Here is a 23,525-nt window from a genome sequence, read left to right as displayed (position 1 = left end):
TTAAATTTTGGATTTTAAAGTGTTTATTCATGTTATACTATATTTATTCTATATTTGACATAAATATCTTTCAATACATCTCTGTAAGGGCGGCTATAGCGTTTTTCGTAAGCTTCATTTTGGTTTTAATTTGTATGCCAAAATACATACTATGGACACAAAAGAGAGGCACAAATCAACCAATATCAGAGTTCGCTCCCAAAAATCACCAACAAAAGACAAACACGCCAACAATGGGTGGAATAGTATTTGTATCATCAACACTAGTTGCTTCTTTTATATGCGCCAAATTAACAAACGAATATGTAATCTTAGGACTTTTGAGTATTATATTATTCTGCTTAATAGGAATCAAAGACGATTTATCAAAAGTCTTACAAAGAAAAAACGCTGGTATGAGCGCTAGAACAAAACTTCTTTTGCAAGGACTTAGTGCTTTTGTTATTGCACTTGGATTATATTTATTTAATTTTGATACATCTTTTTATGTTCCATTTTTAAAGAATCCTTTGTGGTATTGGGATATATTTAGTATTTGCTTTTGGATTTTAGTCTTTATTGCTACTAGTAATGCGGTGAATCTAACAGATGGACTAGACGGACTAGTAGCAATTCCATCAATTTATGCAATCACAACTCTTGGTGTATTGGTATATATTGCTGGGCACTCTGTGTTTAGCTCATATTTATTGTTGCCAAAAATAATCGGAAGTGGCGAAGTTGCCATTGTTGCTTCAGCTTTAGTTGGCTCTTTAATAGGGTTTTTGTGGTATAACTGCCACCCTGCACAGGTATTCATGGGAGATAGTGGCAGCTTGGCTTTAGGTGGGTTTATAGCATATATGGGGATAGTATCAAAAAATGAGATTTTATTATTTGTAATAGGTTTTATTTTTGTCGTTGAAGCATTATCTGTATTATTACAAATAGGAAGCTACAAAACAAGAGGTAAGAGGATTTTTCTAATGGCACCACTTCATCATCACTTTGAAGAAAAGGGACTAAGTGAATCTAAAATAATAGTTAGATTTTGGATTGTTGCATTAATTAGCAACATAATTGCATTAATTACTCTAAAGCTTAGATGATGATTGTATTACTTGGATTTGGTGGGACAACACAAGCTATTGCAAAGCAATTTGCACCTTGTGCTATTTTTGATGATAAGTTTCTATATAAACAAACAGACGAGCTTGGAAATATTCTAATGCCTACAAATATGCTTGTATCTTTTTTATCAGAAAACAAAAATATACAAGTCATAACAAGTCCCGGAATCCCGCCACAAAACCAAATGATACAAGATACAATAAAGATTCTAGGCAAAAATAATTTGCTTAGCGAATATGACTTCTTTGCCAAAGATATGCCTCCTAGCATATGGATAAGTGGCACAAATGGCAAAACCACAACAACACAAATGCTACATCACCTATTATCACATAGAGGCATTGAGTGTGGGGGCAACATAGGCACACCACTTGCAAATCTATCCAAAAATGCACCAATGTGGATTTTAGAGACTAGCTCATTTACTCTGCATTACACAAATATTGCAAGACCAAATTTATATATCTTATTACCACTTAGTGAAGATCATATAAGTTGGCATGGAGACTATGAATCTTATGTAGATTCTAAACTAAAAGTACTTTTACACATGAGAGAAAAAGAAATAGCCATAATCCCCAAAAATCTGCAAAACCATAAATACTGCAAAGAAAGCTTAGCTTGTCTTATATTCTATGAAAATAGCACAGATCTTGCAGAATCTTTTTATATAAATTTGCAAGATATACCATTTAAAGAACCATTTTTGCTCGATAGCATTCTTGCACTATGTGCTAGTAAGGCTCTATTTTCAGAAGCAAACTACAAATTACTATCAGAATTTAAAATAGGGCAACATAAAATAGAAGAATTTTTTGATAATAAAAATCGACTATGGGTTGATGATAGTAAGGGAACAAATGTAGATGCTACTATACAAGCTCTAAAAAGATACAAAGACAAAGAGATTCTGCTAATTTTAGGCGGAGATGATAAGGGTGCTAATTTAGACTACTTATTTGCAGAGCTAAAAATGCTAAATGTAAAAATATATGCCATAGGAAGCAACGCAGAAAAGCTAAAGCTCCTAAGCGATGAATCTAGCATAACATGCACCATGTGTAAAGAGCTAAAAATAGCAATAAAAGAGATAAACAAGATTCATAGCACAACTTCTGTTGCACTACTATCGCCTGCTGCTGCTAGTTTGGATCAATTCTCCTCATATAAACAAAGAGGAGAATTATTTAAAAAATACGCATTAGAAACAACATAAATCCTTCTTAGATTCCTAAGCTAGTAATTATGTTATCTATTTTCTTTGTTACAAAATTATACACTTAACTCTAGGGTAATTTTATCTTACTTTATAAAAATCGTCGTATTTAATGCTGGGCCTACATTTATAGAGCGAGAAGTATAGCTAAAGATTCCACTATCGTTTGCCAATTCAGAAATATCCCATAATTCTAAATATCCATCAACCCTTCTATCACCATCAATGTCTATACCAGAAGTCTCTATTAATCTAGCTTCATTTCCCAAAAATGTAGCACTCCCATAGCCCTTACCACCATAGCCAATAACAGCAGTTTGCACCACAAAAAAGCCCCCTTCATGATCGTATTGCGTAGCTAGTTGATTGTTTGGTATATCTTCACATACTTCCTTTGTTGTTTGCAGCTTTTTTGTAGAACACACTTGCAACACCATAACCCTAGATACAGGAGGCGCTGAGTTGCTACTTTTTATATTCAAATTGTTAAAGATTCTTCTAACTTGCGCTAGTGATTTATCCATACCGCCTTGTTTTATGCGATCTTTATTTATAGAATCTCTATCTACAAACACATTAACACCGCTCCTTGTGATAGTCTCACCAAATACTATGCCCACAGATAATAAAATACAAATTATAATTTTCATATCAATTCCTAGAAAATTTTTACAGAAATTAAGCAAATTACATTCCTACAAATAAAAATAAAAATATTTCTCATTTTTATTTTTATTTAAATAAGTTTAAAATACTATTGTGCCCATTTCAATATTTTAAGAAGGAAAATTTATGTCAAAATTTACAAAATACACAGGAATCTTGTCTATCATATTGCCAATTATAAGCAATGCTAATGAAGAATACAGACTAGATAAATCAGTGGTTAGTGCTTCTGGTTTTATGCAAGATGTAAAAGAAGCACCAGCTACAATATCAGTAATAACAAAAGAAGAGTTATCAACAAAGCCTTATAGAGATATTGCAGAAGCTATATCTGATATACCCGGAGTGGATTTACATGCTTCAAAAGGTAAGACTGGCTCATATTTAATAACAATGAGAGGAATTACAGGATATACTTTAATCCTAATAGATGGTAGAAGACAAAGTGTAAGCGGTCAAATTGGACCAAATGGATTTAGTGAAGCCCCAAGTGTATTTATGCCACCATTATCATCTATAGAAAGGATAGAGATAATAAAAGGACCTATGTCAACTTTGTATGGTTCAGATGCATTAGGTGGTGTTATAAATATAATAACTAAAAAAATATCTAACACATGGAGTGCGAGCATACAAACAGAAGGAATCTTTAATCAAGATTCTAAATGGGGAAATTATTATGGCACATCTCTATATACTTCAGGTCCTCTAATAAATGATAAATTAGGTTTGACGCTTAGGTTAAGAGAATATTATAGAGAGGGTTCTAGCGTAGAATTTAGACAACAAAATGGAGAAATCTTATCCCCAAGTGTAGCAGGACCTCAAAACCCAACAAGAGCAAACTTGCACAACATAGGAACAAAATTAACATATACACCAAATGATAACAACACTATTATTTTAGATTTTGACTATGGACTAAATAAATATAATAACAATAAATCTCAAATAGGGACACTTACTAAGCCTAATTCTGAAGGTGGATTAACTGGTGGATACACGGACTCTATGGGATTTGAAAAAATTGTTACTTACTTAACGCATGAGGGAGCTTATGATAATTTCGTAATAAACTCTGGTATACAATACAACAGCGTATCAAATGATGGCAGGGAAGTAGTTGGGGATAAAAGCGTAAAATATCTTGGCGAAAATAGAGATATTCTAGCACAGACATATATAGCAGATACAAAAGTTACCACATTAATTGGCGACAAGAATATGATAACTTTAGGAGGAGAATACAGGTTAGAAAAAATGCAAGATAAAATAGCAAATCCTACAAATTTTGATCAATATTCAATAGCTATTTTTGGAGAAGATGAAATATCAATCACAGATAAACTGAATTTAACACTTGGTGCTAGATATAATTATCACGAAACATTTGGAAATAATATATCACCAAGAGCATATGTTGTCTATAATCCTACAGACAATCTAACACTAAAAGGAGGAATCTCCACAGGCTTTAAGGCACCAGAGCCAAATTTATTAATACCCGGAGAATACAATTATGGAGGGCAAGGCGCAGTGCCAATATTTGGCAACCCAAACCTAACAGAAGAAACATCTATAAACTATGAGGCCTCCATATACTATAATACAGATTTATTCTATATTGGAGCAACTGGCTATATTACAGATTTCAAAGATAAAATAAGCAGTGTTTCTATCCAAAAAGACGCAATAGTGCCAAATACAAATAGAATCTGCACACCATTTGGAGGCAGGACAACTTGCTCTCAAGCAATAAATCATGGCGAAGTTGAATACAGGGGCATAGAACTTCAAGCCGGAATTTCTCCTTTTGAGAATTTAAACTTTGATTTTGGATATAGCTATACAGATAGTAATATAAAAGAATCTCTAGCAAAAGAAACCATAGGCACACAAGTGGCATATACATTAAAACACAACATAAATGCAAAAGCTAGTTATAAAATATTAAATTTTACACCATACATAAAAGCGGAATGGCAAGGAGATAGATACAGGGATCCAAGCGAATACGAAAGCTTAGGAAAAACATATAAAAATATATTTCTATTATCATTTGGTGCTAGTTATGAAATCAATCCTAACTGGACATTAAATGGCGGAATATACAATCTCTTAAATAAAGATTTTACCAACGAATTCATTTATGATGGTAGCGGATATTACAATGCATATAATAGAGTTGAGGAGGGGAGAAGATTCTGGCTGTCTTTAACTGGAACATTTTAAAATATAGAATCTAATGTCAATTAGATTCTATCTATCATATATTTTTCAAATCTTGATATTACTTTATTAAATGGGGTTGATTTTCGTCTTAGCGAATAAAAATACCTATCAGGATTCAAATTTATAATCTCAATTGCAAAAAGCTTTTTAGATTCTAGCTCATCTTTAATGGCTAACTTTGAAAACACAGAAATAGCACCTTTATTTATAACTAAATTCTTAATGGCACTTATCCTATCTATCTCTAAAAATATAGGAATCTCGCTTTGTATATCACCAATTGAATCTAAAAACTTATCTCTAAGGCCTGAACCATACTCTCTAAAAATCCATTTCCTATCCAATAGCTCATCAATATATCTAGGCTTTGAAGCTAAAAGAAAGTCATTACAAGCAACAACTAGTTCATCTTTTTGCAACACCTCCCTTATAAAGCCCTCTTTTTCTGCTAGATTCTGACTTATTTCTCCCTCTACAAGCACAAAATCAACATCACCATTTTTAAGTAGCTTTAAGCATTCTTTTGTGTTATGTATTTGAGAGTTTATTTGAATCTTTTGGTATTCACTTGCAAAATCAAACAATATTGATGGGAGTAGATATTCCCCTATGGTGTGTGTTGAGGCTATCTTTAGCTCCCCATGTAACTCATCATCTCCCAGCACTTCAAAACTCTCATAATATTTCTCTACCACCTCTAGCCACATGCTACCCAAAAATAGTGCCTTTGACGTTGGAAGCAACTTTTTGCCCTTTCTTTCAAACAAAACCTCCCCTATTATGCTTTCTAAATTTTTTATTATTACTGATATGTTTGGCTGCGTTGTTTTAAAGTTTTCAGCAGTTGTTGTTGGGCTTTTTGTCTTTAAAATATCTAAAAAAACCTCAATATCCCTTATTCTCATTACAGTTCCATTTATATTTTTTATTATTTTAATAAAAATAATATATTTTTATTATTAAAATAAAATAAGTATAATTCACAAAAAAGGAGGATTTATGTCAAAAACAATACATATAAACCAATTTATAAATTCAAATATTAAAGGCTTCTTGTTTGTTGGCCTTATAGTATTTATATCATTCTATCTAGCCAATATAGAAGCTATATACAAGACCACACATCTAGCGGCAACTGCTTTTGCTATCCTTTTGGGTGCTTTTTTATCACCGATATTTTTTAGATTCGAACATACTTTAAACGCAGGCGTTAATTTTAGTGCCAAGAAGCTTCTTCGTCTTGGTATTGTGCTATATGGATTTAATGTAACTTTCACAGAGCTTTATAGTATCGGAATCTATGGCATTATCATATCGATTATTATAATTTGCAGTGTATTTTTTATTGCTATCTTGGCAGGTGTTAAGATTTTTGGACTTGATAAAGAAACTTCCATATTAATAGGTGCTGGTAGTGCCATTTGTGGTGCTGCTGCAGTCTTAGCAGTGGAATCTTCGCTAAAATCAGAACCATTCAAAGGCATAATGGCAGTTGGAACGGTGGTTGTCTTTGGACTTTTGGGCATGTTTTTATATCCACTTGCATACTACTATGGACTTATACCAAACTTGGATACAAATAGTGTTGGAATCTTTATGGGTGCCACTTTGCATGAAGTTGCAAATGTGGTTGGTGCTGCAGAAATGGCAAAAGATTTAAGCCAAGGAGAATTCACTCAAAATGCAGCAAATATGGCGATTATCCTAAAGATGATGAGAGTTATTATGCTTGTTCCATTTTTGTTGTTGCTAACATACTTTATAGCACATGATAAGAATGAAAAAGAAATTGTTGACAAGAAAAAGATAGCCATACCATATTTTGCGTTTGGATTTTTGGGAGTGATTATTTTAAATACATTTCTATCAGACTATAAAGATTCAATATTGCTTGGCATAAGCGTTGAATCTCTTTTAAGCTTTGGCAAACTTTTATGTTCTATTTGTATTGTATTTGCCATGGCTGCTTTAGGCTTACAAATAAATATTAAAAAATTTCTAGGCTCTGGAAAAAGTGCATTTGCACTAGCTTTTCTTCTATGGATTGTTTTAATTGTTGGGGGATATTTGCTAACTCTAGCCTTTAGAGACTTTATATAGAAATATAAAATCTCTATATAGGCATATACCACAATACAAACCCTACAAAAATAACAAGAGATAGTAAAAATGCACTAAGTAGCCTGTTTGTCACCATTGTTGCAATAAATACAAATATCAAAAGTGCAAGTTTTACTACATCGACCAATGCAAAATCGCTTACAAAACTTACTATATCTTTACTAAAAAATGCAGTAGCATACACGATTGCCCCAAGCATTGCTTGTGTGCTATATGTTAAAAACCTATAAAATACTCCATCTTGATTGCTTAAATAGGCACTTTTGGCAAAGAAAAATGGCAAAATGCGAAAAGCAAATATACTTAAAGCAGAAAAGATTAATAAAGCCCAAAAACTCATGCTACATCTCCTCTTTTTCTCTGAATCTCATCAAAAACAACCATAAAAAATCCTATAACAAATGGCAAAATAAGCAAATAATAACTAGGTGCAAGTGCCAACCCAAAAGGAGCAAACAAAAAACCTAAAAAGTAGGAATTAACTTCTTTTAAGTTTGGATAATGCTTAGCAGCTAAACCTGTAAATTGTAAAGGAAGCACTAAAGATATGATTTCTTTAAGTTGAGGAGAATTAAGCGATGAGCCTGTCTCATATCCTATGGCAGTGGAGAGAATAGATACTAGCCAAATAGGTATCCCAAGCCCCAAAAAGTAAGCAAATGGGTGAATACTTGCCTTTTTAAAATAAGAAATGCAACCACTAAAAACTGAAGGACAAATTACTATACTGCTTAAAGAAAGTTTTATAATGCTTTGATTTTTAAAATAAGGGGCTAAAGTTGCACTCATTAGCAAGAATCTAGCATTCATAGCTAAAATTAGCGGAATTAAAATATAGCCCTCTTTATAGCTTTGCACAAGCAAAAATTGTAAAGGAGTGGAAAATACAAAAAGCGTAGTTGATAAAGTCTCAAAAAAACCTAAAGCATTTGCATAGCCATTTGCCCCGATGGAGAGATACAAAAATATAAAAGACACACCAAAAATAGCTGAATCTTTTAGCCCATCTAAAAGATAATTTTTCATGCAAAATCCTTATAGTTAAACTTTAAACCCTTGCTTCTTATTAGAATTCTTGGTTTTTCTGCATCTTTTTTTATGTTATTTAATTTATCTCTTCCATGTAACACTTGCTTGTTTTTTATAATAAGAAACGAACCAATCCCATTAAACTTATTTGTATTAATTTTATTTTCTACAATATTTCTTAGTATTTCTATAATATGATGTGAATCCTTATCTATACCCACCATTCTAAAGCCAACATTAGTATCGTTTCTGAAATCTAAGTTAACGCTTAGTGTATCGTTATATGTTATTAAATTTTTTATCGTTTTCTTTATACAAGATACATTTTTACCTGATATAAATTTTGCTTTTGCTCTTAGGAGTGCTTCTAATTGCTTATCACCTAGTAAATTTATTATTTCTCTTATTGGTAAATAATTTGTAGGGGTATTACTTATATCTTTACAAATACTTAAAGAAAGCAAGTCTATATCTCTAGTTTCATAAATATCATCGCTGTGCAAGGATATCATTCCAACTCCACCACCCCATTCCTTGTAATCAAAAGCTTTTTCTTTTAAACATAGCCATTTGTGATCTTCATATTCATAATGTATATCTATAAGCCCAAAAATATCAGATAAACTTTCATGGGCTATATAGTGTAGCTCTAAATCACTTTCTTTTAATATATTATTTATAATTACAGCAGAGGTAAATTTATCATCAAACCTTCTTATTTTCTCTAAATCTTCTTTACAAATATTATCTAATACAAGACTCATAAAGCTAGCTTTTTAAAAGATAATGGCTCTTGTATATTTTTTGACTCCAACCACCAAGATTCTATTTTTTTTGCAAATAGGACAAGTCTATGGTAATTTCATATTGTTTAGTGCAATATTCTCTTATAAGCTCTATCATTATTATTATCTCCTTTGTCTTAAAAATTAAAATAAATATAACATTTATGAATATATTTTGGTTAAATATTTCTTTAATTTTTTAATTTTCTTGTGTGTTTGTTTCTAAATTACAAATTTATTAATACTTTAAGCAGGGATTTAATTTTACAATAGTAAAAGGAGGAGTTTAAAAGAGCTTATGAAAAGCTAAAGTTGCATCTATCTTAAAACTCTAGTAAATGGATTTGTGCTGTGCTTGTTCCAAAGAATAGGTTGCTTTAGCAACCAATGGATAACTTTGCTTGTATGCTTGATTGACAAAACCTCCTTGCAATGACAAGATAAAAAGATGGTTAATTCTATAATGACAGAAGTGGGAGTGTAAATCTCACAATAACAAAAGATAAAGCCTTGTAATAAACGCAAAACACTCCAGTGTGATACTACAAAGGCTATATCTTGTTAGTCTAAATATTGCAACTACTAAATTACCTTATAGCTCTAATTGCATTTAATAGTGCAAGGAGTGCTACACCCACATCACCAAAAAGTGCTACCCATAAATTTGCCACACCAAATGCACCTAAAATCATGATTCCTGCTTTAACCCCTAATGCAAAGATTATATTTTGCCAAAGGATTGTGCGTGTTTTTTTAGCTATTTTTAAAAGCTTTGGAATCTTTTTTAAATCATCGTTTAAAATAACTACATCAGCTCCCTCTAGTGCTACATCGCTGCCTTTACCCATTGCAATTCCAACATCACTTAAGGCTAAAGATGGTGCATCATTTATCCCATCTCCTACAAATATGGTTCTTTTATGATTCTTGCTTTGCTCTTTTATTATGCTTTTTAAATGTGTAACTTTATCACTTGGCAATAATTCTGCATAATAATTTTTAATCCCAACAATATTAGAAATTTCCTTTGCTATATTCTCTCTATCTCCACTTAGCATATAGAGTTCATAGCTTTGAAGCTCTTTTATAGATTCTACTGCTTCATTTTTTAATTCATCTTCTAGCTCTATGCTACATATTAGTTCTAAATCATACGCTACAAATACTTGGCATTTTGAATCTGTATTAACTTCTATGTTTTTTTGTATTATGGACTCTATATATCTTGCATTTCCTACTGCTACATTTACACCATTATAAGTCCCACTTATACCGCCCCCTGCACTCTCTTTTATATTATCAATATTTAATATCTCATCTATTTGCGATAGTTGTATTGCTTTTGCTATTGGGTGATTTGAATTATTCTCTAATGATTTTGCTATTTTTAATACAAATTCTTTATCATATTTAGAATATAGATATATTTCTTTTATTCTTAACTCACCTTTTGTTAGCGTCCCAGTCTTATCAAATACTATCGCATTTACACTATTTAGAGTTTCTAAATAGCTAGAACCTTTGATTAAAATACCTTCTTTGCTCGCCCTTCCAAGTGAGGCAAAAAATGTAAGTGGTATAGATATAACAAGTGCACAAGGACAAGATACGACAAGAAAGATTATCCCTCTATAAAGCCATGTTTTAAAACTCTCTAAAAACACAGAATCTAAAAATAAAACTTCATACAAAGTAGGGAAAATGACGATACCCAATGCTAAGAGCGTAACTATAGGGGTATAAAGTCTAGCAAATTTTCTTATAAATTCTTCACTTTTGCTTTTTTGTGCTTGACCTTCTTCAATTAGCTTTATAATTTTAGAAAACGCAGAATCTTCATAACTTTTTGTAGCCTTTATATGTAATGTGCCCTCCAAGTTTATCCCACCTGATAGCAAAGAATCACCACTTTTTACACTTTGTGGTAGAGATTCACCATTTAATGCAGAGTTATCAATACTACTCTCACCCTTTATAATCACACCATCAGCAGGGATTCTATCTCCTGCTAATACAACTAAAATATCATCTATTTTAATATCTTTTGGATCTTTTTCTTGTATTTCATTGTTTTGTAGAATCTTTACTGATTCTATTTTTAGAGAACTTAGGTTTCTTATTGATTGTTTGGACTTTTCTACTATTAGAGATTCTAAACTCTCTCCAACGCGATAAAAAAGCAAAATAGCAACAGCCTCTGCACCATCGCCTATAATCCATGCACCAATAGAAGCAATAGCCATAAGACTATTTTCGTTAAAAAATTCTTTCCTAACAAGCCCTAAGAATGCCTCTTTTAAAATCTCATAACCCAAAGCAAAATAACAAAATAAATATATAGCACTCAAAATTAACTCTTGCACATCTAGCTTCATAAAATCTATGCCTAAAGTGCATACATATATAGTCGAACTTGCTATAAATAATATCTGCCTATAACTAGCTCTTTCTTTCTTGCCACCACAGCAACCACTATTACAACAGCCTTCCATTACTATTCCTTACACCTCTTGAATATGCTCTAATCCCTGCTCAAATATCTTTTCTATATGATCATCGTCAAGTTCATAATAGACTTCTTTGCCATGTTTTTGGTATCTAACAAGCCTTGCTTGACGTAAGATTCTTAATTGATGAGATATTGCAGAATTAGACAAATTTAATATTTTTGAAATTTCACTTACGCATAACTTCTCTTTGCTTAATAACGATAGGATTCTTATCCTAGAAGAATCACCAAATATTTTAAAAAGCTCTGCTAACTCGTATAACAATTCTTCCTTTGGTAGATTATTTGCTACTTTTTCTAAAATTTCATCTCTTGTTTGCATTATATTTCTTTAAAATAAATTTATATATGAACAAATATTCATATGTTCAAATATTAATAATTATATTCTTAAATGCCAATGAATCTATATTTGTATCTGACTAGGTAACTCCCAAAGTGGCAAAAATACGCCAAGTGCCAACCACAAAACCAATAATCCTAAGACAAAAATCATAAATGGCTCTATTATGCTAAGTAAAGATTCTGCCTTGCTTTCTAACTCATCTTTGTGCAATTCCAAAATAAGCTCTATACTCTCTATAAACCCATCTTCATCTTTACTGCTTTTTAGAAGTTGCTTTGTTAGGCTATCCCATATATTTAATTTAAGCAAAGATTCTTGGAGACTAAACCCCTTATTTACACTTATATACACACTATTTAACTTTGATTTTAAATATTCATTATTTAGAGATTGTATAGATATGCTTAATGCAGCCTCTAGTTTCACTTTACTCTTATAAGTCCAATAAAAGCTAAGGAAAAATTTCACACTTTCATAATAATAAAATACCGCTCCAAAATATGGTAGTTTTAAAGACAAATAAGACAATCTTTCTCTTACAAAACATGACTTTTGATAAAATATTTTTATTATTATATAAATAATAATAAAAATTACTGCAATAAGGATTCCATATTCTAAAACCAAGAATCTCATAAATAATAAGCTGACACTAGCAAAAGGCAAATCTCCTTTAATACTCAAAAACAAGGATTCAAATTGTGGCAAAACAAAAATAGTAATAGCCAAAAACACACATGCCATAACAACACAAACAAATGCAGGATAGGAAATAGCCTTTTTTAAAAGCTTTGTATTTTTTGCTTTGTTTTTTAAATCCAAAATTATAAATTCCAAAGAAGATAGTAAATTCCCAGATTTCTCACCTATATCTATCATAGAACATATAAAATCACTAAATTTTGCCTCAACAAAACACATATGCAACGATTTTCCAGCATTTAGTCCAAGCAAGATTCTTTGTATTTGTAATTGTAATTTTTTATTTTTTGTCCCATCTAGCGTATCGCTTAGTATTTTATTGAATGGTAATTTTGCCTTTAATCCAAGCTTTATATGATAGAACATATTTATCATTTCTTTTGTGCTTGGTTTTAGTTTTATAAATCTATTAAATATACTCTCTTTTGTTTCTATTTTTATTGGCTTTATTTGCTCTTTACTTAATGTTATATCTAGTGCTTCAAAACTATCACATTTTATTTTTTTGGATTTTAACTTACCATCTTTTTTATAGGTGATATAAAAAATCATTTAACAACCCTATAAACCTCATCAATATCAGTTATACCACTCTTTACTTTCAGCATTGCTTGGCTTGTTAGAGAGAAGTTCTCATGTTTTGCCTCTATTATTTCTAATAGCTCACTTTTTGTTATTTTCCCATTTATAAAATCACTTAAAGATTCATCGTTTAATAATATTTCAGCGATTACTTCTCTATCTTTATACCCGGTAAAACTACACTTTTGACATGCTTTTTTTATAAATCCTATATCTGTCTTTTCTTTGCAAGTACATAGTTTTCTAATTAGCCTTTGAGAGATTATCCCACTTAATGCCTGTGATATAAAATAAGGCTCTAAACCAAGCTCTAATATCCTAGAAATAGCATCTAAAGAATCATTTGTATGAAGAGTAGCAAATACTAAATGCCCTGTAAATGCTGCTTGTATAGCTATTTTTAGCGTTTCTTTATCTCTTACTTCACCTATCATTATCACATCTGGATCTTGTCTTAATACATTCCTTAACACATTGCTAAAGCTTACTTTATGATTTATGGCAACTTGAGATATTTCTTGCAGTCTATATTCTACTGGATCTTCTATTGTGATTATTTTTAGATTCTTATTTTTTATTATATTTAGCATTCCATATAAAGTCGTGCTTTTCCCACTTCCTGTAGGACCTGTAACTAAAACTAGCCCATATGGCAAGTTATATAGATACTCCAATTTTTGCAGTTGAGATTCACAAAACCCAAGATTATCTAGCGTTAATATTGTCTTATTTTTGTCCAAGATTCTAAGAACTATTGATTCGCCATCTATTAGAGGTAAAGTTGAGACTCTAAAGTCAAACTCATTATTTTCTCCATTTTTTCTTTTAAGATTAAAGGAGAATCTCCCATCTTGTGCTACGCTATTTTCAGTTATTTCAAGGTTTGCAATTAGCTTCAAACATAAAGAAAGTGGTGCAAAACAAACTTCTTCAAACAAAAATCTATCAATTAAGATTCCATCTACTCTAAGCCTTATACGCATGTTATTCATATCTTTTTCAAAGTGTATATCACTTGCATTTTTATAGATAGATTCTTGCAAGATAAGTGTTAAGAGATTCATAGCACTAGAAGTGCCATCTTGTGTGATTTCATCATTTATTTCTTGTAGCATGGAAGATTTATATTTGTTTATTTGCTCTTCTACTTGTAGATATTCTATTAAGCTATTAAAACTATCTTCATTTATTGTATTTATCTCTAAAGTTTTATCTTTATGTAATGCTTTAAAAGAATCTAGATTCTCGCTTTTTTCTGTGGTTACTATGCTTAGTTTGGAGTCTTCTATTTTTACAATCACAACACCAAAATACTGCATTTGCAAAATACTCAAACTAAGTGCAGAATCTACATTTAGACCTTGTATCAATCTTATCCTTTAGAGTTTAGGTAGATTGTAACATGACAAATCAAATCAAGTAAATAATTAAAAAGCTTTTTGTAGTTTATAAAAGATATTTGTAACTATTTGCAATAAATATAAACTAGAATAGCTCATTACTGCATTATCTTTTAACCTCTTTTCTATTCACTTTCTTTTCTCTATTTTGTGCGTTTTGTTGCAATGTTGCGTGTTCATTTTTGATTTCTAGTGGCCAATCCATTCCTTGCTCTTGCACATTCCATTCTGGGTATTTTCCATTTTCTTCTTTCAAATAATCATCAATGCAACATTGTTCTATAAGTTTATATGAAATATACGCATTTTGCACTAATTTAGTTCCAAATAAACCTTTAATTTCTTTTTCAAAATTTTCTTGGTAAATCATATAAAATTCTATTTTTGCACCCTCTAAAATCGTATAATACAAAAAATACCACACACCAAAACTGCGTATGCTAGGACGCCCTTTTACTCCACCATCTCTATAAATCTCTAAAGTGCTTTTAATTCCTCCAATTTTCTTAATCTCTCCATTAACAACAATTAAATATACCCTAGCTACATTATCAGTTAGAATCTTTTGTGGTAGTGGCTCACCATTTTCATTTTTTAGCTCTTTTAAATAATTAAAATTAAGTTTTGTGCTACCCTCTACAAACTCAACATCAGCGATTTTAAAAGCAGTTTTTACCTCACTTATTTTCATTACTTACTCCTTTATAATTAAAAGCTCGTGGCTTTGCTTTATATTATTATCATCACCTCGTTCTATGCGATTTTTACCGATTCTAATCTCACCTTGTCCCATTGTGTATTGCCATTTTGGCTCTAGAATCTTAAAGTCTTTATAGGCTTCTCGCACAAATTCACAATCATTGTAGCTTAAAATAAATTTTCCTTTGTGATTCTTTAAACACTCTGCCAAAAGTTCGTGATTAAAGTCATTATGATGAATAGGAAAATTTCTCATAGGATAGATTCCTTTAAACATCTTAGAATCTCCTTCTAAGAAATAAGGCGGATCACAATAGAAAAAGTCGTTTGGATATTCTCTAAAAACTTTTTCAAAACTTTTACATTCTACTTTTAGATTTTGTGTTTTGAAGTTTTTAATTTTTTCTAAGGTGTTTAAATAGCGATTTTTATCTTCATAAATCTTGCTCATCCATCCTAGAAATCCAGGACCATAACTAAGATTAAAATTAAAATAATAATCTCTTGCAAGAGTGATAGAATCTAGATTAATTTGAGGCTTATTTTGTGGATTTTTATGCCTTTCATTCCAATAAAGTTTTAGTTCATCTTTAATTTTTTCATAGGTTTCTTTTGTCGGTTCTAACTTCTCCAAGGATTCATAAAGTGCTTTAGAATCTTTATTTAACACCTGCCAAAAATTAACCAAAATATCAAAAATATCAAAGGCTAAAACCTCTAAATTTAATTCCAAAGCACACGCTACTTCTAAACTACCCCCACCAATAAATGGGCTAACTACACGCTTTACATTATTTGGAAAATTCTCTATTATCATCCCAACGGCTAAAGATTTACCCCCACCATAACGCAGTGGGCTTTTTGTGTAGCGTTTATAAGTTAAGCTTTTACCTTTTAAATTTTTTAAAAAAATTTCTTTAGTAAATAAAAAATCATTAAATAGACAATCTGCATAATTTTTTAATAAAGTCAATTTACTTCCTTAACTTTTCTATCTTGCTTTCCCCGCAATTATAAACCTCAACGCATTTAACTTTATAAATCCTGCAGCATCTTTTTGGTTATAGACAGAATCTTCTTCAAAGGTGCTATATGCAGCATTAAAGAGGGATTTTTTAGATTCACGCCCTAGAATTGTTACATTACCTTTATATAACTCTAGTCTTACTATACCCTCAACTTTTTCTTGCGTTTTATCAATGAGTGCTTGTAGTGCCTCTCGCTCTGGGCTAAACCAATATCCATTATAAATAAGCTCGGCATATTTTGGCATTAGAGAATCTTTTAAATGTGCTTCCTCTCTATCAAGACATAGAGATTCTATTGCACGATGTGCTTTTAGATAGATTGTGCCACCCGGAGTTTCATAGCAGCCACGAGATTTCATTCCCACATAGCGATTTTCTACTAAGTCAAGGCGTCCGATTCCATTCTCACCACCAAGCTTATTTAGTCTTGCCCAAAACTCTGCTGGACTTAGCTTCTCTCCATTGATTGCCACACCATCGCCATTTTTAAACTCTATCGTGATAATTGTAGGCTTATCGGGTGCATTTTTAGGGCTTACAGACCATCTCCACATATCCTCTTCAGGAGCGACATTTGGATCTTCTAATATCTGCCCTTCATAGCTGATGTGAAGCAAATTTGCGTCCATTGAATAAGGAGATTTATTCTTTTTCTTTTCTATCTCTATTCCTGCTTTTTCTGCATAGTCTAGGAGCTTTTCACGGCTGTTTAAATCCCATTCTCTCCAAGGAGCGATGACTTTAATATCTGGGTTTAGTGCATATGCACCTATTTCAAATCGCACTTGATCATTTCCCTTGCCTGTGGCACCATGAGAGATTGCATCAGCACCTACTTTTTTGGCAATTTCAACTAGTCTTTTTGCTATAAGTGGTCGTGCGATGCTCGTGCCAAGTAAATATTCTCCTTCATAAATGGTGTTTCCCCTAAACATAGGAAACACAAAATCTCTAATAAATTCTTCCCTCAAATCTTCAATAAAGATATTTTCACTCTTTATGCCGAGCTTCTGTGCCTTTGCTCTTGCAGGCTCTACCTCTTCTCCTTGTCCGATGTCTGCTGTAAATGTTACTACCTCACAATTATAAGTATCACCAAGCCACTTTAAAATCACGCTTGTATCAAGCCCCCCGCTATATGCTAAAACTACTTTTTTAATCTCTTTCATAACTTCTCCTTAGCCTTAAGATTCGAACGATTATAAGAAAAAAGCTATTACAAGATTATTAAGCCTCTTAATTCCATATTTAAGCCAAAACTATGTAGAATAAATCAAAAAATAAGGTTATTTGTGAGAGTTGATAAGTTTTTAAATGCTGTAAATATAACTAAAAGAAGAACAATAGCACAAGATATGATAGAAAATAGCGTAGTAAAGATAGATGGTATAGCTATAAAAGCTAGTAGAAATGTGAAAGTTGGAGATATAATTGAAATTGCATTTTTAGAGAAATCTAGATTCTATGAAGTGCTAAAAATCCCAGAAACAAAAACAATAAAGAAAAATGAATCTCATCTATATTATAGAGAGAAGCTATGATTTATTGTGCTGGTAATATCGAAAGTTTTGCATTTGCAAAGCCCATTGGAGTAGGATTAGTAAATAGTGCTATAAATCTTGTCCGATCTATAATGCATGATAAGCCAGAAGAAATAGTATTTATAGGAAGCTGTGGGGCTTATGATAATAGTGCTAAGTTATTAGATATATTTGAATCCCAAAGTGCTAGTAATATAGAGTTATCATTTTTAACTTCAGATTCATACACACCAACTGATAACTATATCACATTAGAAAATGTTTCACATGAAACAAAAGAACTCCTAAACATAGTAAATTGCAGTAATTACATAAGCACCAATCAAAACCTAGCACAAAAATTATTTAAAATGGGTATCAGATACGAAAATATGGAGTTTTTTAGCATTCTATCTGTGGCTAAGGAATTTAGCATTCCAGCATTAGGGATATTTTGTATAACAAATCATATACATAAAGATTCGCACAAAGAATTCCTAAACAATCACAAACAAGCAATGAAAAATTTAGAAGAATACATAAGGTCAAAAAATGCCAAATGAAAAGAAAAATATATTTTCTCTCACATTACAAGAGCTAGAAGAATCTCTATCAAAATTCCATAAATTTCGTGCGAAGCAAATTTATAATTGGCTATATACAAAATATGAAGACAACTTTGATAATATGCTAAACCTCCCAAAAGAACTAAGAGAGTATTTAAAAGAAAATTTCACTACTAAATTAGTAGATATGGTGAAGTTTGAAGAAAGTAAAGATGGTAGCGTTAAATATCTCTTTAGAACTAAAGATAATTATACATATGAATCTGTATTTCTAAAAATGAAAGAAGATAAATACACCCTATGTCTATCATCGCAAATAGGCTGTAAAGTTGGTTGTAGCTTTTGTCTAACTGCTAAAGGTGGGTTTATTAGGAATCTAGATTCTGGAGAAATGGTATATCAAGTATTCTTTATAAAAAAGATTCAAAATATTCCTAGCAACAAAGCAGTAAATATAGTCTATATGGGTATGGGCGAACCACTAGATAATTTAGAAAATACAAAAAAATGTATAGAGATTCTAAAGGATAATAATGGGCTTGATATTTCTGTAAGAAGACAAACAATCTCTACAAGCGGACTAGCTCCAAAAATTAAAAAACTTGGTGAGTTAAATTTAGGTGTGCAACTAGCAATATCACTACATGCCGTAGATGATGAACTAAGAACAGAACTAATGCCAATAAACAAAGCATATAATATAGAATCTATAATAAATGAAATAGCAAACTTTCCAATAGATAATAGAAAAAGGGTTATGTTTGAATATCTAATGATTGATGGTTTAAATGATGGATTAGATAGTGCTAAAAAATTAGTAGCATTACTAAATAAGATAAAAGCTAAAGTTAATCTAATATATTTCAATCCTCATGAAGGTAGCAAATACAAACGCCCAAGTAAAGAAAAGGTTGAATCTTTTAGAGAATATTTACTAAAAAAAGGACTTCTATGCACTATTAGAGAAAGCAAGGGACTAGATATATCAGCTGCATGCGGACAACTAAGAGAAAGAGAAAAAACACTATAAAGGAAAATAATGCAAGTCTTAGATATAATAATGCTCGTATTTTTAACTTTCGTATTTATAGTTGGTATGGGATATTTTCTATATCAAGCATACAAAAAATAATTGTTTCACATGAAACATAAAAAGAGGTAATATGGCTTTATTAGGATTCGTTATCGATTTTTTTACTAGCATTAATGGAATCTTCTATCTAATAGCATATCTTTTTGGTGGGATTCCATTTGGTTTGATATATGGCAAAATATTTGGAAAAATAAATATAACAGAACATGGCAGTGGTAGTATAGGAGCTACAAATGTTTTAAGAGTATTAAAAGAAACAAAACCAGAAATCGCAAAAAAAATAGCAATACTCACTATAATAAGTGATGCACTAAAGGGAATAATAATAATTGCAATAGCACGATATTTGGGACTTACTTACGAAGCTCAATGGTTTATAGCACTATTAGCTGTTCTTGGACATTGTTATTCACCATTTTTGAGATTCGAAGGTGGTAAGGGTGTGGCTACTGGAGTTGGTGTTATTGCTATGTTTTTACCGCTAGAAGCATTAATTGGACTTGTAACTTGGTTTATAGTTGGTAAAATACTAAAAATATCCTCTATAGCTTCATTATTTGGTGTATTAATTGGTGTTAGCTCTAGTTTTATAATCCACCCTGAAGTGCCATATATAGAAACTCACACTCCTTTAGTAATAATAGCTTTTATAATATTTTATAAACATATACCAAATATAGTAAGATTAATACAAAAAAAAGAAAGTAAAATAATATAACTTAACTATCCTCCTTAAACTATAACATTTGTGATAAAATAAAATATTCCATAAAGATTAAGGAGGGGTTATGGATTTATTAGTAAATTTAAGTGAAGGGACGCAATTTACAATACAAATTGTAGTCGTGCTTATTTGTTTATTTTATGGAGCAAAGAAGGGTGGTATTGCACTTGGATTGCTTGGTGGTATAGGTTTATTAGTTCTTGCATTTGGTTTTGCGGTTAAACCGGGAAAACCTGCAATTGATGTTATGCTTACAATTTTAGCAGTTGTTGTTGCTAGTGCTACTTTACAAGCTAGTGGTGGATTAGATGTAATGCTACAAATAGCAGAAAAGATTCTAAGAAGAAATCCAAAATTTCTTACAATCCTAGCACCATTTGTTACTACATTTTTAACTATTCTTTGCGGAACTGGACATGTTGTTTATACAATGATGCCAATTATTTATGATATTGCTATTAAAAATGGTATAAGACCGGAAAGACCTATGGCAGCCTCATCAATATCATCTCAAATGGGCATTATTGCTTCACCTGTATCAGTAGCAGTTGTATCATTAACAGCATTATTATTAAATTCAAATCACCCATTAGCTGGATTTGATGGATATATTGATTTATTAAAAATTACAATTCCATCTACATTGTTTGGTGTATTATGTGTTGGAATCTATTCTTGGTTTAGAGGTAAAGACTTAGACAAAGATGAAGAATTCCAAGCAAAATTAAAAGATGAAGAATTTAAAAAATATGTGTATGGAGATTCTAAAACTCTTCTTGGAGAAAAATTACCTGCAAAACAATGGCTTGCTATGTGGATATTTTTAGCTGCTATTGTTATTGTTGCATTACTTGGTGCTTTCCCAAATTTAAGACCCGAGTTTGATGGTAAAGCTATGAGTATGGTTTCTGTAATACAGATATTCATGCTTTTAGCTGGATCTGCACTATTAATTTTTACAGATGTAGATGCTGGAAAAATAGGAAAAAATGAAATTTTTAGATCAGGTATGATAGCTCTTGTTGCAGTATTTGGAATCTCATGGATGGCTGATACAATGTTTGCAGTGCACACTCCAATGATGAAAGAAGCATTAGGAGGGATAGTGCAACATTATCCATGGACATATGCAATCATGCTTCTACTTATTTCAAAATTTGTTAATTCTCAAGCTGCTGCTATTGCTGCATTTGTGCCATTAGCACTTGGTATTGGGGTGCATCCTGCTGTGATTGTTGCTTTTGCACCTGCTTGTTATGGCTATTATATATTGCCAACTTATCCTAGTGACCTTGCTACGATTCAATTTGATAGATCTGGCACTACAAAAATAGGTAAATTTGTAATTAATCATAGTTTTATATTACCTGGACTTATAGGAGTATTTAGCTCTTGTGTATTTGGATATATTATAGCTGGCATTGCTGGATATCTATAATTTTAAACTAGAGGATTATCCCTCTAGCAATTCTTTTTTAAAATATTTTTATATTTTCTTTTACTATCAATATACAAATTTTAATAAATTTAATAAAATCTTTAAGAAACTTGCTTGAAGAGTGTAATTAGTCTTTTTTATGGTTGTAGTTGGCTTGATTTAGAATTTATTAAAGCTGGATTTGAGATTATTTTTGCATATGCACAAATTGGCAACGCAGTCCCACCATTAATGAGCTATTATATTGCTAAAGAATTTTTAAAATGCTAAAACAAGAATCTAATTTATATTTTAAAAATTTGGATATCATCAATTAAACTATCTATATTTTTTAAATCATTTATAATTAACAGAATTTCCTGGATTCATTTGCACTAATTGCTTATCTTTATTATTAATTTTAATAAATTCTTTCCTTAATGAGTGATTATAAATGTAATCTTGCTTTTTATCTACTATATGGTAATACACATCATCATATGTAATACCTAATAAAATAATATAATCATAGTTATACTTTGGATTTATTCCATTAAATTGAAAGGTATTATTTTTTAAACCTTTTCTTGCTGTTTTAATTTCTATTTTTTTACCATTTGATAATAAATCAAATTCATCATGTATTGTTTCTTTTTCAACATTATCAAATGGAATATTATTATATATAAAAATCTCCTTTATAAATTTTTCTCCTATCTGCCCTATAGCATTTCCTTCAAAATATTGAATCTTATCAAATATACCACTTTGTTTATATTTATTTAATTCATTATACTTACTTTCTATGATTTTTAACAAAATATCTCTCAAATTAAAAACCCTCATCTTTAAGTAACTGAAATATATGTGATTTTCCTATATGTCTACAACCATTAGTAGCAAGTGAGCTATATTTTTTCCAATCAGCATTCAAAAAAAGTTTATCAAGTTCTTGTTTATTAGAATTTTCATTATAAATTATTGCCACACCACTTTTATACTTAACTTCAGAAAATTCTTTTACTACTGAATTTTCTTTAAAAAAAGTAGATGAAAGATAAAAATTTGCTTTTTTATTAAAAATCCATTCTTTGCCACATTCTCTATTTTTTGCTAATGAAACTGTTACAACTTTTAAAATATCAGAAAATGGTTCTTGCTTTTCTTTTTGTCTATACCAACTAAATTCATTTTTTTCATCTTTATAATTTTTACTCCAAATTTGAAAACAACATTTCACATCTTTTTCTTTTCCATTACTAAGATAAAATGAATTATTTGGCAAAGATTCTTCATACAATAAATTAAAATCTTTAATCCTATATCTAATAGAACCTTTACCTAAACTCTGAAAAAACATAGGTAAAATAAAAGCTACAAAATCAGCTCCTTTAGAATGTTTTATGAATTCTAAAGCTAAAACTCCTCGATGACCAAAAGGTGGGTTTCCAATTACAATAATTGGTTTTTTAGGTAATTCAAATTCTAAATAATTACATTGAATCGTATTAAATTGTGTTTCATTTATATCTATACCTATTTTATTTTCTGGAAGAATGCTATAAAAACAACCATCACCAACGCTTGGTTCAACCCAAGTATATTTACTAATATTTTCATATTTTGAAATAACTTTTTTAGTTTTTTCAAAAAGCATTTTTGAAACTTCTAGCTTCGTAAAATACTCGTCAAAAACATTGTATGATTTTGCTTCATAGTTCTACCATTAACATATTTTAAACTCATAAAAAAACCCTATATTTTATTTATTAATTTTACA

At 30.7% G+C, this 23,525-nt stretch carries 23 protein-coding genes and 1 pseudogene; 10 read left to right on the top strand and 14 right to left on the bottom strand.

Going from position 1 to position 23,525, the window contains the following annotated elements:
* Positions 1 to 29: 29 nt before the first annotated feature.
* Entirely contained in the window at positions 30 to 1,088 is a 1,059-nt protein-coding gene (gene mraY, locus PF021_RS06115) for a phospho-N-acetylmuramoyl-pentapeptide-transferase (RefSeq protein WP_271021583.1), read from the top strand.
* Positions 1,088 to 2,326: a UDP-N-acetylmuramoyl-L-alanine--D-glutamate ligase gene (gene murD, locus PF021_RS06110; RefSeq protein ID WP_271021581.1), complete on the top strand. Its 1,239-nt coding sequence runs from the start codon at positions 1,088 to 1,090 to the stop codon at positions 2,324 to 2,326. Before mraY ends, murD begins: the two co-directional genes overlap by 1 nt.
* Positions 2,327 to 2,412: 86 nt before the next feature.
* Here the strand turns inward: murD and PF021_RS06105 are convergent, their stop codons facing one another.
* Positions 2,413 to 2,976, bottom strand: coding sequence for a DUF4879 domain-containing protein (locus PF021_RS06105; RefSeq protein WP_271021580.1), 564 nt, complete (start codon positions 2,974 to 2,976; stop codon positions 2,413 to 2,415).
* A gap of 142 nt (positions 2,977 to 3,118) precedes the next feature.
* Here PF021_RS06105 and cfrA point away from each other — a divergent pair, with 142 nt between their 5' ends.
* Positions 3,119 to 5,224, top strand: a complete 2,106-nt coding sequence (gene cfrA, locus PF021_RS06100) for a TonB-dependent ferric enterobactin receptor CfrA (RefSeq protein ID WP_271021579.1) — start codon at positions 3,119 to 3,121, stop codon at positions 5,222 to 5,224.
* 20 nt (positions 5,225 to 5,244) lie between these two features.
* On the opposite strand, the gene PF021_RS06095 is transcribed toward cfrA, so the two are convergent.
* Positions 5,245 to 6,129, bottom strand: coding sequence for a LysR substrate-binding domain-containing protein (locus PF021_RS06095; RefSeq protein ID WP_271021578.1), 885 nt, complete (start codon positions 6,127 to 6,129; stop codon positions 5,245 to 5,247).
* A 94-nt stretch (positions 6,130 to 6,223) separates the two neighbouring features.
* On the opposite strand from PF021_RS06095, the gene PF021_RS06090 reads away from it, so the two are divergent.
* On the top strand, positions 6,224 to 7,324 hold the full coding sequence (locus tag PF021_RS06090; protein ID WP_271021577.1) for a putative sulfate exporter family transporter: 1,101 nt from the start codon (positions 6,224 to 6,226) through the stop codon (positions 7,322 to 7,324).
* A 13-nt stretch (positions 7,325 to 7,337) separates the two neighbouring features.
* On the opposite strand, the gene PF021_RS06085 is transcribed toward PF021_RS06090, so the two are convergent.
* The 10 genes from PF021_RS06085 to PF021_RS06040 all read right to left on the bottom strand — a co-directional run bounded on the left by PF021_RS06085 (position 7,338) and on the right by PF021_RS06040 (position 17,594).
* On the bottom strand, positions 7,338 to 7,685 hold the full coding sequence (locus tag PF021_RS06085) for a hypothetical protein (RefSeq protein WP_271021576.1): 348 nt from the start codon (positions 7,683 to 7,685) through the stop codon (positions 7,338 to 7,340).
* Positions 7,682 to 8,371, bottom strand: a complete 690-nt coding sequence (locus PF021_RS06080) for an AzlC family ABC transporter permease (protein WP_271021574.1) — start codon at positions 8,369 to 8,371, stop codon at positions 7,682 to 7,684. The genes PF021_RS06085 and PF021_RS06080 overlap by 4 nt, the downstream gene beginning before the upstream one ends.
* The gene (locus PF021_RS06075) at positions 8,368 to 9,138 is read right to left on the bottom strand and encodes a hypothetical protein (RefSeq protein WP_271021573.1); all 771 of its coding nucleotides are present in this window, start codon (positions 9,136 to 9,138) and stop codon (positions 8,368 to 8,370) included. Before PF021_RS06075 ends, PF021_RS06080 begins: the two co-directional genes overlap by 4 nt.
* Before the next feature lie 608 nt (positions 9,139 to 9,746).
* A complete protein-coding gene (locus PF021_RS06070; RefSeq protein ID WP_271021572.1) occupies positions 9,747 to 11,651 on the bottom strand; it encodes a heavy metal translocating P-type ATPase in 1,905 nt (634 codons plus the stop codon).
* A 9-nt stretch (positions 11,652 to 11,660) separates the two neighbouring features.
* A complete protein-coding gene (locus tag PF021_RS06065) occupies positions 11,661 to 11,990 on the bottom strand; it encodes an ArsR/SmtB family transcription factor (protein WP_271021571.1) in 330 nt (109 codons plus the stop codon).
* Between the two features lie 84 nt (positions 11,991 to 12,074).
* On the bottom strand, positions 12,075 to 13,268 hold the full coding sequence (locus tag PF021_RS06060) for a type II secretion system F family protein (RefSeq protein WP_271021570.1): 1,194 nt from the start codon (positions 13,266 to 13,268) through the stop codon (positions 12,075 to 12,077).
* The gene (locus PF021_RS06055; protein WP_271021569.1) at positions 13,265 to 14,668 is read right to left on the bottom strand and encodes a GspE/PulE family protein; all 1,404 of its coding nucleotides are present in this window, start codon (positions 14,666 to 14,668) and stop codon (positions 13,265 to 13,267) included. Before PF021_RS06055 ends, PF021_RS06060 begins: the two co-directional genes overlap by 4 nt.
* A gap of 136 nt (positions 14,669 to 14,804) precedes the next feature.
* The gene (locus tag PF021_RS06050) at positions 14,805 to 15,389 is read right to left on the bottom strand and encodes a GIY-YIG nuclease family protein (RefSeq protein ID WP_271021567.1); all 585 of its coding nucleotides are present in this window, start codon (positions 15,387 to 15,389) and stop codon (positions 14,805 to 14,807) included.
* Positions 15,390 to 15,392: 3 nt separating this feature from the next.
* Positions 15,393 to 16,370 (bottom strand): DNA adenine methylase, encoded by a 978-nt coding sequence (locus tag PF021_RS06045; RefSeq protein ID WP_271021566.1) that lies wholly within the window; start codon positions 16,368 to 16,370, stop codon positions 15,393 to 15,395.
* A gap of 18 nt (positions 16,371 to 16,388) precedes the next feature.
* Complete coding sequence (locus PF021_RS06040) at positions 16,389 to 17,594, bottom strand: argininosuccinate synthase (protein ID WP_271021565.1); 1,206 nt, start codon at positions 17,592 to 17,594, stop codon at positions 16,389 to 16,391.
* Between the two features lie 123 nt (positions 17,595 to 17,717).
* Here PF021_RS06040 and PF021_RS06035 point away from each other — a divergent pair, with 123 nt between their 5' ends.
* From PF021_RS06035 to PF021_RS06010, 6 genes are all read left to right on the top strand, one after another.
* Entirely contained in the window at positions 17,718 to 17,966 is a 249-nt protein-coding gene (locus PF021_RS06035; RefSeq protein WP_271021564.1) for an RNA-binding S4 domain-containing protein, read from the top strand.
* Positions 17,963 to 18,508, top strand: coding sequence for a phosphorylase family protein (locus tag PF021_RS06030; protein ID WP_271021563.1), 546 nt, complete (start codon positions 17,963 to 17,965; stop codon positions 18,506 to 18,508). Before PF021_RS06035 ends, PF021_RS06030 begins: the two co-directional genes overlap by 4 nt.
* Positions 18,498 to 19,541 carry a 23S rRNA (adenine(2503)-C(2))-methyltransferase RlmN gene (gene rlmN, locus PF021_RS06025; protein ID WP_271021562.1) on the top strand — a complete coding sequence of 348 codons (1,044 nt, stop codon included), beginning with the start codon at positions 18,498 to 18,500 and terminating at the stop codon, positions 19,539 to 19,541. The genes PF021_RS06030 and rlmN overlap by 11 nt, the downstream gene beginning before the upstream one ends.
* A gap of 133 nt (positions 19,542 to 19,674) precedes the next feature.
* Entirely contained in the window at positions 19,675 to 20,322 is a 648-nt protein-coding gene (gene plsY / locus PF021_RS06020; RefSeq protein ID WP_271021561.1) for a glycerol-3-phosphate 1-O-acyltransferase PlsY, read from the top strand.
* A gap of 70 nt (positions 20,323 to 20,392) precedes the next feature.
* Positions 20,393 to 21,766, top strand: coding sequence for an anaerobic C4-dicarboxylate transporter (locus PF021_RS06015; protein ID WP_271021560.1), 1,374 nt, complete (start codon positions 20,393 to 20,395; stop codon positions 21,764 to 21,766).
* Positions 21,767 to 21,880: 114 nt separating this feature from the next.
* Entirely contained in the window at positions 21,881 to 22,036 is a 156-nt protein-coding gene (locus tag PF021_RS06010) for a hypothetical protein (protein ID WP_271021559.1), read from the top strand.
* Positions 22,037 to 22,102: 66 nt separating this feature from the next.
* Here the strand turns inward: PF021_RS06010 and PF021_RS06005 are convergent, their stop codons facing one another.
* The gene (locus PF021_RS06005) at positions 22,103 to 22,576 is read right to left on the bottom strand and encodes a restriction endonuclease (protein ID WP_407081416.1); all 474 of its coding nucleotides are present in this window, start codon (positions 22,574 to 22,576) and stop codon (positions 22,103 to 22,105) included.
* Between the two features lies 1 nt (position 22,577).
* Positions 22,578 to 23,491, bottom strand: a pseudogene (locus PF021_RS06000) (SAM-dependent methyltransferase).
* Positions 23,492 to 23,525 lie beyond the last annotated feature (34 nt).

The organism is Helicobacter ibis (assembly GCF_027859255.1).
Taxonomy (GTDB): Bacteria; Campylobacterota; Campylobacteria; order Campylobacterales; family Helicobacteraceae; genus Helicobacter_D; species Helicobacter_D ibis.
Note: the sequence above shows the minus strand (reverse complement) of the source record. Positions and strands in the feature narration are given on the sequence as shown.